The sequence below is a fragment of the Nonomuraea glycinis genome, assembly GCF_014646515.1.
Classification (GTDB): Bacteria; Actinomycetota; Actinomycetes; order Streptosporangiales; family Streptosporangiaceae; genus Nonomuraea; species Nonomuraea glycinis.
In genome coordinates, this window is sequence record NZ_BMNK01000002.1 from 693118 (window position 1) to 708916 (window position 15799).

Annotated in this window: 14 protein-coding genes; 7 read left to right on the forward strand and 7 right to left on the reverse strand. The window is 71.5% G+C overall.

Annotated elements, in window-relative coordinates; genetic code table 11:
* The first annotated feature begins 64 nt into the window (after positions 1 to 64).
* The 3 genes from IEY87_RS08510 to IEY87_RS08520 are packed head-to-tail and all read left to right on the forward strand — an operon-like array spanning position 65 to position 2684.
* The gene (locus IEY87_RS08510) at positions 65 to 1426 is read left to right on the forward strand and encodes a glycosyltransferase 87 family protein (RefSeq protein ID WP_189137918.1); all 1362 of its coding nucleotides are present in this window, start codon (positions 65 to 67) and stop codon (positions 1424 to 1426) included.
* Positions 1423 to 2076 carry a TIGR04282 family arsenosugar biosynthesis glycosyltransferase gene (locus IEY87_RS08515; RefSeq protein ID WP_189137919.1) on the forward strand — a complete coding sequence of 218 codons (654 nt, stop codon included), beginning with the start codon at positions 1423 to 1425 and terminating at the stop codon, positions 2074 to 2076. The genes IEY87_RS08510 and IEY87_RS08515 overlap by 4 nt, the downstream gene beginning before the upstream one ends.
* Positions 2073 to 2684 (forward strand): class I SAM-dependent methyltransferase, encoded by a 612-nt coding sequence (locus tag IEY87_RS08520; protein WP_189137920.1) that lies wholly within the window; start codon positions 2073 to 2075, stop codon positions 2682 to 2684. Before IEY87_RS08515 ends, IEY87_RS08520 begins: the two co-directional genes overlap by 4 nt.
* Here the strand turns inward: IEY87_RS08520 and IEY87_RS08525 are convergent.
* The 6 genes from IEY87_RS08525 to IEY87_RS08550 form a co-directional block, all read right to left on the reverse strand.
* A complete protein-coding gene (locus IEY87_RS08525; RefSeq protein ID WP_189137921.1) occupies positions 2681 to 3289 on the reverse strand; it encodes a VOC family protein in 609 nt (202 codons plus the stop codon). The two genes, IEY87_RS08520 and IEY87_RS08525, sit on opposite strands and share 4 nt — an antisense overlap.
* Before the next feature lie 67 nt (positions 3290 to 3356).
* Entirely contained in the window at positions 3357 to 4481 is a 1125-nt protein-coding gene (locus IEY87_RS08530; RefSeq protein ID WP_189137922.1) for a class I SAM-dependent methyltransferase, read from the reverse strand.
* A 130-nt stretch (positions 4482 to 4611) separates the two neighbouring features.
* Positions 4612 to 5463, reverse strand: coding sequence for a DUF1996 domain-containing protein (locus tag IEY87_RS08535; protein ID WP_189137923.1), 852 nt, complete (start codon positions 5461 to 5463; stop codon positions 4612 to 4614).
* A gap of 114 nt (positions 5464 to 5577) precedes the next feature.
* Positions 5578 to 8871, reverse strand: a complete 3294-nt coding sequence (locus tag IEY87_RS08540; RefSeq protein ID WP_189137924.1) for a helicase HerA domain-containing protein — start codon at positions 8869 to 8871, stop codon at positions 5578 to 5580.
* Positions 8868 to 9545 carry a hypothetical protein gene (locus IEY87_RS08545; RefSeq protein WP_189137925.1) on the reverse strand — a complete coding sequence of 226 codons (678 nt, stop codon included), beginning with the start codon at positions 9543 to 9545 and terminating at the stop codon, positions 8868 to 8870. Before IEY87_RS08545 ends, IEY87_RS08540 begins: the two co-directional genes overlap by 4 nt.
* Positions 9546 to 9548: 3 nt before the next feature.
* Positions 9549 to 10652 (reverse strand): endonuclease domain-containing protein, encoded by a 1104-nt coding sequence (locus IEY87_RS08550; protein ID WP_225277703.1) that lies wholly within the window; start codon positions 10650 to 10652, stop codon positions 9549 to 9551.
* Between the two features lie 152 nt (positions 10653 to 10804).
* Here IEY87_RS08550 and IEY87_RS08555 point away from each other — a divergent pair, with 152 nt between their 5' ends.
* Positions 10805 to 11326 carry a hypothetical protein gene (locus IEY87_RS08555; RefSeq protein WP_225277704.1) on the forward strand — a complete coding sequence of 174 codons (522 nt, stop codon included), beginning with the start codon at positions 10805 to 10807 and terminating at the stop codon, positions 11324 to 11326.
* A gap of 43 nt (positions 11327 to 11369) precedes the next feature.
* Here IEY87_RS08555 and IEY87_RS08560 read toward each other — a convergent pair whose 3' ends face one another.
* Complete coding sequence (locus IEY87_RS08560; RefSeq protein ID WP_189137927.1) at positions 11370 to 12197, reverse strand: intradiol ring-cleavage dioxygenase; 828 nt, start codon at positions 12195 to 12197, stop codon at positions 11370 to 11372.
* A gap of 226 nt (positions 12198 to 12423) precedes the next feature.
* Here IEY87_RS08560 and IEY87_RS08565 point away from each other — a divergent pair, with 226 nt between their 5' ends.
* The 3 genes from IEY87_RS08565 to IEY87_RS08575 are packed head-to-tail and all read left to right on the forward strand — an operon-like array spanning position 12424 to position 15796.
* A complete protein-coding gene (locus tag IEY87_RS08565) occupies positions 12424 to 12927 on the forward strand; it encodes a hypothetical protein (protein ID WP_189137928.1) in 504 nt (167 codons plus the stop codon).
* The gene (locus IEY87_RS08570; protein WP_189137929.1) at positions 12927 to 14405 is read left to right on the forward strand and encodes a hypothetical protein; all 1479 of its coding nucleotides are present in this window, start codon (positions 12927 to 12929) and stop codon (positions 14403 to 14405) included. The genes IEY87_RS08565 and IEY87_RS08570 overlap by 1 nt, the downstream gene beginning before the upstream one ends.
* Positions 14402 to 15796 carry a VWA domain-containing protein gene (locus IEY87_RS08575; RefSeq protein WP_189137930.1) on the forward strand — a complete coding sequence of 465 codons (1395 nt, stop codon included), beginning with the start codon at positions 14402 to 14404 and terminating at the stop codon, positions 15794 to 15796. Before IEY87_RS08570 ends, IEY87_RS08575 begins: the two co-directional genes overlap by 4 nt.
* The last annotated feature ends 3 nt before the right edge of the window (positions 15797 to 15799 follow it).

Sequence of the window (15799 nt, forward strand, 5' to 3'; positions counted from 1 at the left end):
CGGAGGGCGAACAGGGGACGCCGCCGCGGTTCCGAAGCGGTTTCAGGATGCGAGGCTGCCGCCTGTGAGTCGAAGCTTGCTCGTGGTCAGCGGGGTCCTCGCCGCCCTGGCGGCCGTCCTGCTCAGGATGGTGGCCGGGCCACCCGGCCTGGGCTGGTATCTGCTGGCCTGGGCGCTGTTCGCGGCCGCCTTGTGGCTGGCCCGGCGGATGCCCGAACAGCGGCTGGGCGCGCTGGTCGTCGCCGGCGGTGTCACCCTGGCCGCGACCGGGCTGGCGGCCCCGCCGAGCAGCAGCACCGACTCCTTCCGGTACGCGTGGGACGGCCGGGTGCAGGCCGCGGGCATCTCCCCCTACGACCATCCACCGTCGGACCCGGCGCTGGCCGGGCTGCGTGACGAATGGCTCTTCCCCTCCGGCTGCGGCGCCCCCGACCTGCGGGGCCTGCCCGACGGTGGCTGCACGCGGATCAACCGCCCCACCGAGCCCACGATCTATCCGCCGGTCGCGCAGGGATACTTTCTGCTGGTCCACTGGCTGTCGCCAGAAGGTTCGCGGCACAAGGCCCTCCAGCTCGGCGGCTGGGTGATGGCCGTGCTGGTGCTGGTGGCGTTGTGCCGGCTCGCGGGCGCCCGCCGGGCGGCGTACTGGGCGTGGTGTCCGGCGGTACCGGTCGAGGCCGTGAACAACGCGCACGTCGACATGCTCGGCGTGCTGCTCGTGGTGCTGGCCTTCGGCGCCGTCCGCGCGGGTCCCGCCCGCGGCGCGCTGCTCGGCGCGGCCGTGGCGGCCAAGCTGCTGCCCGTGACAGCGCTCCCCGGCGCCCTGTCCGGCGTGCTGGCGAACGGCGTGCCGGCGGGCGGCGTGCCGGCGGGCGGCGTGCCGGCGGGCGGCGTGGCGTGGCGGCGCGTTCTCGGCGCCGTGGTGCCCGCCGGTCTCGTGGTGGCGCTGTCCTACCTGCCCTATGTCCTGGCCTCGGGAGCCTCGGTGGTGGGATACCTGCCGGGCTACCTCAAGGAGGAGCGCTACGACGGGCCCGACGGGGGCAACCGTTACGCGATCCTGCGGCTGGTCATGCCGGACTCGTGGGCCCCTTATGCCGCGATCGCGCTGCTCGGCCTCGTCGTCCTCCTCGTGCTGCGCTACGGCGACGCCGACCGGCCCTGGCAGGGCGCGCTGCTGGTCAGCGGCTCGCTCCTGCTGCTGCTCACCCCCGGGTACTCGTGGTACGCGCTGCTGGTCGTCGCGCTGGCCGCCATGGACGGACGGTGGGAATGGCTGGGCGTGGCCCTGGCGGGCGCGGTCGCCTACACCGCCGGACCGGCCGCCCCCGGCAACCCGGGAACCCCCTTCTACGTCGCCGCCGCACTGGCCGTGCTGATCGGCTGGGCCGCCCGGCGGCCGCATCGAGCGGAGCTACGCCATTGAGCCAGCACACTGTCGACCACTCGCCGGCGCAGATCGTGATCATCGCCAAGGAACCGCTGCCCGGGAAGGTCAAGACCCGGCTGACCCCGCCGTACAGCCCGGCTGAAGCCGCCGCCCTCGCCGAGGCCGCGCTCAGCGACAGCGTGCGCGCGGTCGCCGCGGCCCCGGCCACCCAGCGGGTGCTCGCCCTGGACGGGCTGCCGGGCCGCTGGCTGCCCGCGGGATTCGTGGTGATCCCGCAGCGCGGCGAGGGGCTGGACGAGCGCCTGGCGGCGGCCTTCGCCGACGCCCTCCGGCTGCGGCCGGATCCCGTCGTACTGATCGGCATGGACACCCCGCAGGTCACCCCCGCGCTGCTGCGCGAGGCCGGGCAGGCGCTGGAGCGGCACGACGCGGTGTACGGTCCGGCCGCCGACGGCGGCTTCTGGCTGCTCGGCCTGCGGCGACCGGACCCGGCGCTGCTCCTGGGGGTTCCCATGTCGCATCCGGAGACCGGCAAGCTCCAGCTCGACCGGCTCGAACGCGCCGGGCTGGCCGTACACCACCTGCCCGAGCTGATCGACGTCGACACCGCGGCGGACGCCGTCGCCGTGGCCGCCGCGGCGCCCGCGTCCTGTTTCGCCGCCACGCTGCGCGAGCTGGGCCGATGATCGGGGAAATCTACGCCGACGCCCTCGCGGGGGAGTCCGCCGAGATCGAGTACGTGGACGGTACCCGGGTCATGCTGGAGACCGCACGCTGGTTCGAACCGATCGACGGGGACGAGGAGCTGCTGAGCCGCTGCGCCAGCCCCACGCTGGACGTCGGCTCCGGTCCTGGACGTCTCACGGCGGCGTTGACCCGGCGCGGAATCCGCTCACTCGGCATCGACATCACCCCGCGCGCCGTCGCCCTGACCCGCCTCGCCGGAGGGTTCGCCCTGCTCCGGGACGTCTTCGAGGACGTACCCGGCAGCGGCCGCTGGGCGACGGCGCTGCTCGCCGACGGCAACATCGGCATCGGTGGCAACCCCGAAGCGCTGCTGCACAGGGTCAGGCAGCTCCTCCGGCCGGGTGGCACGATCCTCGCCGAGGTCGCGCCGCCCGGAACCCGAAGCCGGGTGGACCGGCTCCGGTTACGGCGGGGGCCACGTGCGGGGGACTGGTTCGGCTGGGCGACCGTTTCGGCGAGTGACATCCAGCGGATCGGGCTGGCCGGCGGGTTCGCGGAAGTCGACTGCTGGACCGCGCACGGGCGCTGGCTGGCCCGTCTGCACTAGGACGGGTCCAGGGTGATGCCCTCCCGGCGGAGATCCTCGATGATGCCGTCGACCAGGCGGGTGCTGACCGTGTGGGTCAGCCGGCCGTTGTCGCGGAGTTCGCGGACGGCGGGGACCGGGTCGGGGTCGGCGAACAGGCGTTCGTCGGTGTAGTCGACCGGTCTGCCCGTCGGGTCGATGGTCCACCAGGAGGCTTCCATCGCGATGCCGTTGGGGTCGCTGAAGTAGATCGACCGCAGGTAGCCGTGGTCGATGACGTCGGTGACCTCGCAGCCGTGCTCCTTGAGCCGGTCGCGCAGGCGTACCAGGGCGTCCTCGTCGGGCAGGTGCAGCGACAGGTGGTCGAACTGCGCGGCCTTGGCGTACGGCACGCCGGCGGGCTTGGCGAAGCTGTCGAGCTCCTGGTCGGTGTACTCGAAGAAGGCGACGGTGTTGCCGGCGCCCACCTCGAAGAAGTAGTGCCTGAAGGAGGGAATGGCGAGGGTGGTGACCAGGCGGGCGTCGAGCACGCCGTGCCAGAACCGGACGGTGGCGTCCATGTCCGGAGTGATGAGGGCAAGGTGGTGTACGCCCCGCCAGTGCACCGTTTCTGGGGTAGCAGCCATGCTGCTAACCGTAGACCTTTCAACTATTTCTCCGCAGCTACCTCCTTCTGCCTTTCGCCGGGGAAAATCACAGGCCCGCGGAGCCGGTGAGGTCGAGGGGCGGCTTGCTGACGCTCGCGTCGCGCAGGCGGTCGATGTCCAGACGGTCGCCCCAGCGGATGATCGCCTCATCGTCGGCGAAGGCCATCGCGCGCATCATGTTGCCGCCGTCGGTCGCCTCGACCGTGCGCCGCAGCCGCTCCCGCAGCGAGTCGGGCAGGCGGGTGGTGCCCGCCTCGATGGTGTCGCCGTAGCTCGGGACGTAACCGACCCCCGCGAAGCCGGTACGGCGCAGCAGCCTCGGCAGCGTCTCCGAGGAGTAGAACATCAGGTGGTTCTTGGTGAAGCCGCTCCACTCCGACCCGTACGCCTTGAGCAGCAGTGAGCGCGCGTTCACCGTCAGGATGAGCAGCACCCCGCCGGGCGCCAGCAGTTCGCGGAACATCGTGAAGTCGTCGAGCGGCCGGGGCAGGTGCGCCAGCACCGACCAGAGGGTGATGACGTCGAAGCCGCCCGCCGCGATCTCCGGCACGTCATGGGGCGCGCCGTGGAAGGCCCGCGCCTTGGTCAGCCTCTCGTTGGCCTGCGCGACCGAGTCGGGGGACAGGTCCACCCCGCAGGCGTCGAAGCCGCGCTGCTCGGCCAGCTCAAGGAACAGCCCGGCGCCGCAGCCGAAGTCGAGCAGCCGCCGCCCCTCCCCGTGGTCGAGAATGGGGGAGAACGCCTGCATGGTGAGGTTGTAGCGGCGCTGCCGGTTGGCGGCGTACTTGCCGGTCAGAAACTTGCTGTAGCCGGTGGCGTACAGGTCGCCGAGCCGCTCGGGGCGCACGTTCGGATTGCGGTAGAGGAAGCCGCAGGACGGGCAGCGGACGACCCGGTAGCGCCACTTGCCGCCGCCGGTCGGCTGGAACAGCGGCTGCTGGCTGGTCTCCCCGCACAGCGTGCAGCTCAGGAACTCCTCGATCTCGCCGAGCGGCACGTTCGCCTGATACTCCTCCAGGGACAGGACGGGGGAGCGGCGTAGCCGCCATCGCCACTGGGCCTCGCGGAGCGTCCGTTCGCCCGGCCGGACGTAGACCCGCTGTCCCCAGGGCACCCGGTTGTAGCGGGCGCCGTACGCGAGCCGGCCGAGCAGTCGTCGAGCAGAGACCATTGCAAACCCCCAAGCAGCCGAATGCCGAAAGGTATTGCCCAGTGCGTCCCTGACTATTCCATCGCGATCGCCTGCATACCATCGCGAAGCGGTAAGGGTAGGGCAGGCCGGGCGGCCCGCCCTACCGCGATCATGACGGGCGGCCGTCGGCCCCGCACTTGATGATCGGCCGGATGCAGTCGCGCACCCGGCGCTCCAGCTCCGCCACCGGCCAGGCGTTGAAGAAGTCGCCATGCATGGTGAAGCCGCCTCCGGAGGCCAGCCGGAAGTTCGCCGGATTGCCGCTCACCGGATAGCGCAGCACCTGGCGCAGCTTGGGCACCGGGACGGGGTGGCTGGAGGGGCACTGGTCGCCGACCGGATAGGCCATGTGGCTCTTGTGGTCGGCCGAGTCGAGGTCGCGGCCGTTCCAGCACTGCGGGAAGTCGAGGTACGACTCCAGCATCGTGCCGGACGGGCAGGTGACGAAGTCCTTGGACGCGACGACATGCCCGGCGTGCAGGCACGACCAGCGGGCGATGGTGGTCGCGTCGGGCCCGGTGGCCCTGGCGTTGCCGGCCACGATCCGCAGCCCGAGCGGGAACGGCTGGATCCGGGCGGTGATGTCCGGCCGGACGCCCTCGCCCAGGTAGTAGAACGTGGTGATGGTCGGCTCGACCGGGGCGTTGTTGTTGTAGAGGGTCGGCACCCAGTAGGAGGACTTGTCCACGGCCGGGTTGCAGTTGCTGGGGCCGTTCAGCAGGTCGGTCACGGTCGTGTGGGCGTTGGTGACGCGGCTGCCGAAGAAGCTGTGCATGTGGGAGGCACCCGGCAGGCCGGGGAAGACGATCGGGTCGTCGGGCAGCCGGTGACTGTAGGGGCAGTCGGCGAGGAACTCCGCCACCCGTACCGGCTCGGCGGACGCGGGTTGCTGCTGCACGAGAGGGGCGCCGAGCAGCGCGGCCAGCAGGGTCAGGATGAGGATCGGTCGTAAGGCGGGCATACGGACTCCGTCTCGGGGAGCGTGGGGGGGAGCGCTCCCTGAGACGGAGACTGGCCTTGTCAGAAACTTCTGTCAAGTGACAGGTTGTAACGTGTAGCCAGGTTGGCAGGAGAGTTAGAGAGCGCTCTCTCTTGCGGCTCGGGCGATGACCTCCTCCGTGGTGAGCGGTGCCTTCGGGTGGTGGCTCAGGCACATCGGAACGCGCACCTTGTCGAAGGACCGGCCCTCCAGCGCCACATAGAACTCACCGGTGCTCAGCTTGGCGATGTCCGGGGTGTCGCCGCCCTTGGCCCGGGCCATCTCCTTGGCCGTGTTGACGTGCGCGGAGGCGTTCAGCAGGCCGAAGAACTGCGTCGCGGCATTGCCGGGGATCTGGTTGTGCAGGCCCTTCGGCGCCTGGGTCGCGAAGATCAGGCCCAGGCCGTACTTCCTGGCCTGCGACGCCAGCGCCAGCGTGCTGCGGGTCGCGGGCGTGACCCGGCCGTTCGACGGGGCGAACGTCTGCGCCTCGTCCATCACGAACAGGCCGCCCAACGGCCGGTCAGCCGCCGGATGCCGCCTGATCCAGGCGAACAGCTCCATCTGGAGCTGCCCCACGAAGCTCTGCCGCTGCTCCTCGCCCGGCAGCCCCGCCAGGCTGATCACCGACACCCTGGCCCGGCGCCCCTCCGACGGGGTCAGTAGCACCCCTGGATCCACCGGCTCACCCCCGCCGCCGAACATCGGGTCGTTGTCCATCGCGGCGGTCAGCGACTGAGCGAGCTCGGCCGCGATCTTCGGCGCGCTCGCCAGCTCGCTCACCCCGTCCGGCAGGTCGGCCAGCAGCGCGATCAGGCCCTTGAGACTCCGGCCACCCCGCCGGCCGTAGCGGGCCAGTGCCCTCCTGAGCACCGCCTGCCCACGCTGCGCCTTGTCGGTCCTGGCCTCCAGCTTGACCCGTGGCGCGATCGCCGCCACCGCCACCTCCACGGCCTCGGTGAACTCGTCCGGGTCGTCCGCCACGGCCGCGAAGTCGGGCAGCGGCTGGAAGCTCAGCGGGCGTCCGGCCCCCCGCCTCGGCGTCCAGATCACCACCTCGGTGCCCGCCAGGTAGTCGGCCGCCTTCCGCTCGTCCCCCTCCTGCCAGCCGTGCGGCGCCTGCGGCCACGGGTCGCCCAGGCGGGCCAGGTCGTTGTTCGGGTCGAGCACGATGGCGGACACGCCCTGCAGCGCGCACTCCTCGACCAGCCGCCGGATCAGCACCGTCTTGCCGGAGCCGGTGCCGGCGAAGATCGCCGTGTGCTTCCTGAGCGCCTCCAACGGGACGCTCACCTGCGCCCCGGTGGCCATCCGCCTGCCGACGGGAATGCCGGGCCCCTCACCCGCCGCCCCCCGCCCCGCCGCACGGGCCGACTGCGCCGCTCCGCCGGTCGCGGCAAAGACGACTGTACGGTCCTGCGCTCGTTCAGAGTCGTCTGTACGGTCTTGCACTCGTTCACGGTTGTCTGTACGGTCCTGCGGTCGTTCAGGGTCGTTACCCGGAGTGGTGGCCGCCGTGGGGGTCGGTGGGGTGGGAACGCTCCAGAGCTCCGTCAGGGCCTCTCTGAGGAAGCTGACGTCGCCCGCTGGATCCCGTACGGCGAGCCAGGTGTTGAGGTGGGGTGGGTTCTCGGCGATGAGTTCGCTGAGTGCGGACAGGACGCGCAGGTCGTCGCCGTTGAAGGTCAGCTTCCGGCCGCCCGCGCGTTCGAACGCCGCGACCACCTCCTGGGTGCGCTCGCCCCCTGACCAGTCCCGGTTGCGCAGCAGGAAGAGCCGCCTCTTGGGGACCTCGGCGTCCAGCCCGGCCGCCACCGACGCCTTGCGGATCCGGTTCAGCGCCGCGATGGCGTTGTTCGCGGTGACCGCCCGGAACGCCCAGTGCGTCTCGTCCTCGGTGGACTCGTCCAGGATTTGGCGCAAGCGAGCGTGCAGGGGCGGTTTGGCGCTCGGTGGCGGGTCCACGGTGAACGTCAGGCCGTTCTCGCCCTGGCCGGCGATCCACGCCGACAGGCCCGCCGCCAGGAGTGCGGGCATCAGGACGTCCTCGGACGCGCCGTCGATCATCGGCGGCTGCCGCCCGTCCCGCAACGCGGCAAACCGGGCATCCAGCGCGATCACCGCCTGCGCCACCGGCTCGGTGAGCCCTTCCGGTGCCGTCGGCTTGGCCGGCGTTCCCACGGCCACGCCGTCGAAGGTCGTGAGCTCCCTGACCTCGTCGTCCCGTACGCAGGACCTGATGTGCGCCTCGATCGCGATGAGGAGCTGCCGAGGGGTCATGCCGGGGGCCCGCTCGAAGGCCTCGGGCCGGATCGGCCAGGTCGGATACGGCGGCTCGACGCCCGCCGCCCGGTACTGCGCCTCGAACCGCCTGGTGACGAGCTCGCGAGCGGTGCCGGCGTCGGGGATGGTCATGAGCTGGACCGCTTCCTTGAACCGGTCGCGGACCGTGTCGACGGCCTCCTGCTGGATCAGCGCCCAGCTGTTCGGCAGGCAGGACAGGACCGTCAGCGTCTTGCGGGAGACCTCCCGCAGCGCCATCAGCCCACCCGCGATGCGCTCCAGCAGCAGCTTCCCGCCCGCGTCGAGGACCACGCCGGAGACGGGCGAGGCCGGGGACAGGGCGGAATCGGTCGCGGCCGACGACTGGGCGATGAGCGGATCGATCTGGTCGATCGCGATCACGGTCGGCCCGGTGAGCGCCAGCAGCCGCGAGATGTCCTGGACGATCTCCTGCGGCGTCTTGTCGACGGGCCGGATGCCCCACCGGGCGCGCTCGCCGGGCTCCCCTTCGGGCATCGAGTAGAGGAACGCCTCGCCGATGTCCTGCATCCCCATGTCAGCCGAGGCGAACAGTGTCAGCGCCCGCGCGGTGTCCTGGCAGCCCCTGCCGACCTGCTCGTCGAGGCGGCGCAGCGCGCCGATGAAGGAGTCGAGCTCGTCGCGGGTGACCTCCTTCCTGCCCGTCACCGCCCGCCGGGTCATCCGCGACACGTCCACGGACGCCGCCAGGCGGGACAGGAACACCCTGAGCTGCGACTTCCCGTCCTCGCCCGCCCGCGAGAAGCTGTCCAGGATCGACACCACGGTGCTCTCCCAGAAGCCTTTCGCGTCCAGCAGGCCGACCAGCACGAAGTAGCCGCCCTCCCGCTGGGTCAGCTCGCGCAGCCAGCCCAGCAGGTGCGTCTTGCCGGTGCCGCGCTGACCCTGCACGACCACGCCGATGGGGCTGCCGTCCGGTTGGGCGCGTGCTTCGGCCAGGCCGTCGAGCAGGATCTTCGTCGAGCCGCCGTGCAGGCCCTCCACATGGAAGGGGGAGGGACGCCACACGTCGTCGGCGCCCTCGGTGTAGTTGAAGCTCAGGGCGGTGAGCGCCTTGGCGTCTGTCATGCCTCACCGATCCACAACAGGTGCTTCTCCTGCCCCCCGATGATCACCCCGGCTTCGCGGTCGCCGGGGGTGAGCGTCTTCTGGTTGGACTCCGGGACGATGTTCACGTCAGGCAGGCGTTCCATCCTGGTCAACGCCTCGTTCACCTGCCCTCTCGGCACGTCGCCCAGCAGTGGCCGCAGCCGGGCCAGCCCCACCCAGGAGCCCTGCCTCGGCGCCAGCTCGGCGTAGGCGGCTCGGATGCGCGCCTCCAGTTCCTCCAGTTCCTCCGGTTCCTCGGGGGCCGATGGCGGGGCCATCCCTTCGGAAGAACCGGGGTTGTCGTACGGCTGGAAGATGTCGGCGAGTCGCTGGTCGGAGTGCTTCAGGTAGAGGGGGAGCCAGCCGAGCAGCGCGCGGGCGATGCTTCCCGCGGAGCCGGGCAGGGCCGGCACCAGGCCCGCGCTCAGGTCCTCCGCCAGGCGGGCCGTGCCTTGGTCGGTCAGCATGTGAACGTACTGGCGGCCCTGTTTCCAGCTGTCCACCAGTTTCAGCTCGTTCAGCCTGCGCCGTCTTTCCCCGTCGATCTTCAGGCCGAAGCGTTCGTAGAGCTCGTTGTTGGAGATCTCTCCTGCCGTCACGGCCAGGGCGATCAGTGCCGAGAATTCGGGCAGCGACAGGTTCTGCTCTGACATGTCTCATCCTTCTTGAGTGGCACGACGCCGGTCCCGGAGGAACAGCTCTATCTGGCGGATCACGCCCTGGGCATCGGTGAGCACTTGATCATCGGTGAAGCGCAGCACGGCGTAGCCGGCGAGCTGCAGGCGCACGTCCCGGCTGCGGTCCTCGGCGAACTTGAGCGCGCCCCTGTGGTCGGGCCCGTCCACCTCGACGACGCACCGCTCCGCCTGCCAGAGCAGGTCCACCCGGACCGGGCCGGCGAGCGGGTGCGGGCACAGCGTCTGGTTCCAGCCGCGCCCCGCCGCCCAGCCGCGCGAGCCCAGCGCGGCCTCCAGCGCCCGCTCACTGGGACTGGCCGGATGCGGCCGCCCCGCGACCGCCGGATAGCTGACGATCGCGCGAGGCATTTCGGCGCTGCCTGCTGACGGGAGCGTTGCGGCACGATCCCCTGGCGGAGCTCCCGGGAGAACCCGGGGCGGGCCGGCTTCGGCGGCGGTCAGCGAGGGAGTGAGGGTGCCAGGACTTCCTGGCTTCAGCGGGAACGGCACTCTCGGCACCCGGTCCACCGCCGGTAGGTCGGCTCCGACCAGCCAGACGCCGAAGCCGCCTCGGTGGGCCAGCCATTCGCAGCCGGCGACCAGCACCTCCTGCGCCGCGTCGGTGAGCCCGTCGGGGACCCGGACCAGGAGTGACATGCGTGACCGGCCGAAGCTGGCGGCCAGTGCTCTGGCGAGCCCGGCGGCCCTGATCTCGGGAGGGAAACGGCTGGGCCGCCCAGTCAGCGCCCGTTCCGCGAGCCCGGCGAGGAAGGGGCCGAAGTCCTCGCCGTCCGCCGCCTTGCGCCGGGCGAGGACGCGTACGGCGGGCACGCCGGCGCCGCCCGGCCCGCCGATGCCCTCGGCGCCGGGCAGCCACGCGGGGAACAGGGCGGCGGCGGCCGCTTCCAGCTCGTCCAGGACGGAAGTGACCATGGACGTGGTGGAGCGTTCCTGGACGGCGGCGTAGGTGACGATCGCGGGCGCGTCCGAGGGGAGTGGGTCGATGGCCAGCGCGACCGTGTCGGCGTCGGCGCCGTCCAGCCGTACGACCCTGTCGACGGGTAACGCCGTCCAGGAACGCACCGCTCGCCGCCCTCGTATGCCGACACTCTGACAACCCTGCGACGCTATACGGCGCCGCTGACGCTGTCACCCGATATGACGTTGTAGGCCGGTCGGTAAAGTCGCCGTTCATGCAACGTCTTATTGGGCTTTTGGTTGGGGCCGTATTCGGCATGCTCTTCGTGGCGATCAACGCGAACGAGCCGCTGCCCTCCTTGGCGGGGACCCTGCTGCGGGTGGCGGCGGTCCTCGCCCTCATGTTCGTGATCTTCGTGTACATGACGGCGGGAAGGATGATCAAAACTGGTGCCGTGCCGCAGGGCGGGCCGGCGGGCGGGCCGATGTTCGGCAAGGCCTACCTGGTGATCGTCGGTGTGGAGGTGGTCCTGCTGTTCGGCGGGCTGCCGGTGCTCGGCGCGCTGGGGGTGCCGGAGCAGGTGAACGTGGCCTGGATCGCGTTCGTCGTCGGCGCGCACTTCGTCGCGCTGGCGCCGGTGTGGAAGGCGCCGAGCATGCTGGTGCCGGGGGTGATCCCGACGGTGCTGGGCATCGCCGGGTTCGTCATGGCGGGCACGTCGGCGCTCGCGTGGGTGCCTTTCGTGAGCGGGGTCCTGTCGGGGATCACGCTGCTCGGCGCGAGCGCCGTACTGTCCTGGACGCAGCTCGCCGAGCTGCGCAGGGTGGCGGCGGCCTGAACGGCGGTCAGCCCGCTGCGCAGGGTGGCGGCCTGATCGGCGGTCAGCCGCCGTCTCGGTCGGAGTCGGCGGCGAAGACGATCGCGCCGAGATAGCCGTCGCCGTCCTTGGTGACCGTGAGCAGCAGGTCGTCGCGGTAGATCCCGTCGTCGTCGTTGCGGGTGTCGCGGCCGGGGCGGGCGGTGTAGGGGGCCCGGGCGAGCACTTCGGTGTTGAGCGCCTCGTCGAACATCACCTGGGTGGTGAGCACGCGAGCGTCGGTGAAGTGCACCATCGCGTGGATGTGGATGGTCCGGCCCTGGTACCAGCCCGGCCAGATGGTGGTGAACTCCACGATGCCGTCGGCGTTGGTCACCTGGGCGCCGCGCAGGTACCGCGCGTCGTCCACAGGCTTCAGGTCGGCCGAGCCGTCCGGCGGAGCGCCGGCCGAGCCGCTGCCTGAGGTGGGGGACTGGGGGCCGGAGTTGGAGCCGCCTGAGGTGGGGGAGCCGGTGCCCGAATAGGAGCCGGCCGCGTCGCAGTGCCAGATCTCCACCACGGCCTTGGGCAGCGGCTCGCACGTCTCGCTGTCCTGGACCTTGATCGCGACGCGTAGGCGTGCGCCGGGCCGGTCCTCGCGGATGTTGCCGCGGATGCGGTCCGCATCGAAGTAGAAGGGGCCGGCCGTGGTCGCGGGGGTGAGCCTACAGGTGCCGGCCTTGTCGAACAGGGGCGTGAGGTCCTTCGCCGTGGTGGCGGTCGCGGCCACGGACGGGGAGGTGGGCGGGGCGTCCGGGGCGCAGGCGGCGAGCAGGCTGCCCAGCCCCAGGGAACTGATGCCGGCGATCAGCTTGCGCCTGCTGACCCGCTGTCCTTCGTGGTCGTGCGGCATGAAGTCTCGCTTCGGTAGGGGAGCCTCATATTAGGAAATACGCCCCTACAATCCGCCGAAAGGTGATGATCCGGTAGGCACGATTCCGGCGTACCGCCAAAGATCCAATCCGCCTGTTGTTGTCGGTGGCATCCGGTACATTTCCGGATCATTGATCAGCCGTACGTGTAGGTGTCGCCGTGCCGGCGGCATTCCCCGAGCTGTCTTGTGCTGGAGGTCGAGGATCGTGACCGCGGACTTAACCGCGTGGGAGCAGAGCAGCGTGACCCGGGTGGTGCCGCCCCTCGAACCGCGCAAGCTCGCGAAGGTCCCCTTCGTCGAGCTGGCCGACGGGCGTCTGCAGGGAGTGGTGTCGAGCGGCTCGGACATCGAGCGGGTGTACGTCTCCTCGATCGCCGCCGGGACCTACGCCTACAACTGCAGCACCAACAACAACCGGCAGTGCGGCGGCCTGACCGGCTACCCCTGCAAGCACCTGCGGTCGCTGGTCGACGAGGCGGTCGTGCAGTACGGCATCGAGCGGGTCGCCCGCTACCTGCGGGTCCCCGACCCCGACAGCACCGATGCCGGGGAGCTGCGGCGGTCCATGTTGGAGGGGCAGCACGAGCCGGCCCCGGCAGCCGTCGTGTTCAGCCGCTTCCTGCGCCACCTGGCCTACCTGGAGCTGCCCGCCACCACGGCGCCGCTGCCCGAGCTGCACTGGTTCCCGGCCTCCGGGGCGGTGCGCTGATGCTGGCGATGCAGCTGGCCGCGCTGGCCGAGGACCCGCCCGGTGCGGCGGAGGCCCTGGAGCTGGTGACGGCCTTCGACGAGGCGCTCGCCAACGGCCTCGGCCGGCTGGACGAGCGGGGCACGCAGGCGATCATCGGCCTGGCCGGAGCCGTGGCGGCCACGCCGCTCGGCGACCGGGCCGGCGAGGCGGCCGAGAAGGTCGCCGCCGGATCGGTGGCGGGCGAGCACCTGACGGCCCTGGCCGGCGCGCGAGCCGCCCTCCTCGGCGCCGTCCACGACGCCCTGCTGACCCACCTGGACGACTCCCTGGGCCGCACCAGAGCACCCTGGCCGCCCGCACCCGCCGAGGGTTCTGCGGCCGGGGCGGGCCCCACCGCCCAAGCTGCGGCAGGGCCGGGCTCCACCGCCCAAACCGCGGCGGCTGTGGGTGGGGCTGGCGCTGCGATGGGGAATCTGCTCGTTGGCTGCCGGTCCTGGCTGCATGAGCTGGCCATCACCGGCTGGCGGGGGGTCGGCCACGATCTGGCCTCCGCCGCTGACCAGGCGATCGAAGCGGTGCTGGCCGAGCCCGGCCTGCGGCGGCTGGCCGTACTGACGGACGGTCTGGCGGGGGAGCTGAGGGCGTCGTCGCCGGTCGCGGCCATGGAGAAGGTGCCGGTGCGCCGGTGGGCGGACCTGTGGACGCGGGCCGTGCTGCTGTCCGAGCCGGACTGGCTCGGCACTCCTGAGCCGGCGGAGCTCGTCTCGGGCCGGCTGCTGATCCTCGGCGTGGACGTACACGAGCACGCGACCGTCGTGCAGGCGCAGGTGCACGCCGTGCTGGAGTCCGCCGGCGGCGAGGCCAGGGTGGTGCGGGCCGCCGTCTCCGCCGGCAAGGTGGACACGATCGTGGGCCCGGCGATCTGGTCGCTGTTGGAGGGCTACCCCGTGCTGACGGGCGCGCTGGCCGGGGGACGATCGGTGGAGATCACCGACATGCCTCTGCTGGGCGGCGGCGACCTGGTGTGGCAGGAGGATCGGGCCGCTCCGCAGGGGGCCGCCGACCCGTTCGCCACCGCCCGGGTCATGCTCGCGGGCGCGCTCGCGCCGGCCACGCCGCCCCTCGACCGCCATCCGGCGCGCATCGCCGAGCCGGTGTTCCTGGAGGGTTACACCACGGCCAAGACCGGCGACCGGATCTCGCTGGACGGGCACGACCTGGCGGTGGCCGTCGATCGCCTGCCCTCCTCGGGCCCGCTCACGCCGAAGCTCATGGCCACTTCCACCGCGTGCGTCGGGCTGCTGCGCTGGGACGCCGGCCGGTGGCTGCTGCAGCCACTCGCGATCCAGGCCACGGTCAAGAAACAGCCGGTGGAGGAGCACACCGGCGCCTGGGCGCAGGGGCCCACCGATCCCAAGGTGGTCAGGTCACTGGCCAGGGCGGGCGACGCGGTGACGGTCCTGCGCGAGCGAGCCGGACGGTTGCTGCGCCGATGACCACCCCGGAGCCGGCGACGACCGCACCTCAGGCGGCGACGGCACCTCAGACGACTTCGGCGCAGGAAGTGGCCACGGCCGAGGAGAATCGGCGCCAGGTGCTGCTCTGGCGGCTGCTGGCCCGCGTGTTCGAGACCGACGAGCAGCCGTCCCTGGAGGCGGCCAGCGTCGCCGTCGTCGAGGACCTCGGCCTGCCCACCGCGCTGCTCGACCCGTCGGTGTCGGTCGACACCCTGGTGCAGCGCTTCCCCGACCTGGCCGCCGAGTTCGACGCCCTGATGCTCCCGGGCGAGGACGAGCGGCCCAGGGACCGGGCCCGTACGGCGGCGCTGGCCGCCAAGCTCCTGCTGAACCTGTTCGCGACCGGCCATGGCAACATCACCGCCACCGACCTGGCCGGATGGCAGCAGGACGCGGGCTGGTTGGAGCGGGCGCTCGGGCACCAGCCGGGCGACCTGCGCACCCAGCAGGGCGGCGGCCATGGTCCAGGCCGGGGCGACGGCCACGGCGGACTGGCGGGCGTGCTGGGCAAGCTGGAGGGCGACCTCGTCCGCCGCATGCGGCTGCGCGAGGTGCTCGCCGACCCGGCGCTGGCCAGGCAGCTCACCCCCAGCATGTCCCTCATCGAGCAGCTCCTGCGCGACAAGGACAACCTGTCCGACGTCGCGCTGGCCAACGCCAAGGCGCTGATCCGCAGGTTCGTCGACGAGGTGGCCGAGGTGCTGCGCACGCAGGTGCGGCAGACCAGCGCGGGCACCATCGACCGGTCGGTGCCGCCGAAGCGGGTGTTCCGCAACCTGGACATCGAGCGCACGATCTGGAAGAACCTCCCCAACTGGAGCCCAGAAGATCAGCTCCTGTACGTGGACCGCCTCTATTACCGGCACACCGCCAAGCGCACCACCCCGGCCCGGATGATCGTGGTCGTGGACCAGTCGGGCTCGATGGTCGACGCGATGGTCAACTGCACCATCCTGGCGTCGATCTTCGCCGGTCTGCCCAAGGTGGACGTCCATCTGATCGCCTACGACACGCGGGCGCTCGACCTGACCCCATGGGTGCACGATCCGTTCGAGGTGCTGCTGCGTACCCAACTCGGCGGTGGCACGAACGGCCTGGTCGCGATGGCGCAGGCCCGCCCGAAGGTTCTCGACCCGCGTAACACCGCGATGGTGTGGATCTCCGACTTCTACGACAACCGGGACCTGCAGCGTGAGTTCGAGGCAGTGCACCGGTCCGGGGTGAAGCTCATCCCTGTCGGGTCGGTCAACAGCTCAGGCAGCCAGAGCGTGGACCCCTGGTTCCGCGAGAAGCTCAAGGACCTGGGCACGCCCGTGATCTCGGGCCACATCCGCAAACTCGTGTTCGAGCTCAAGAGCTTCCTCAACTAGGAG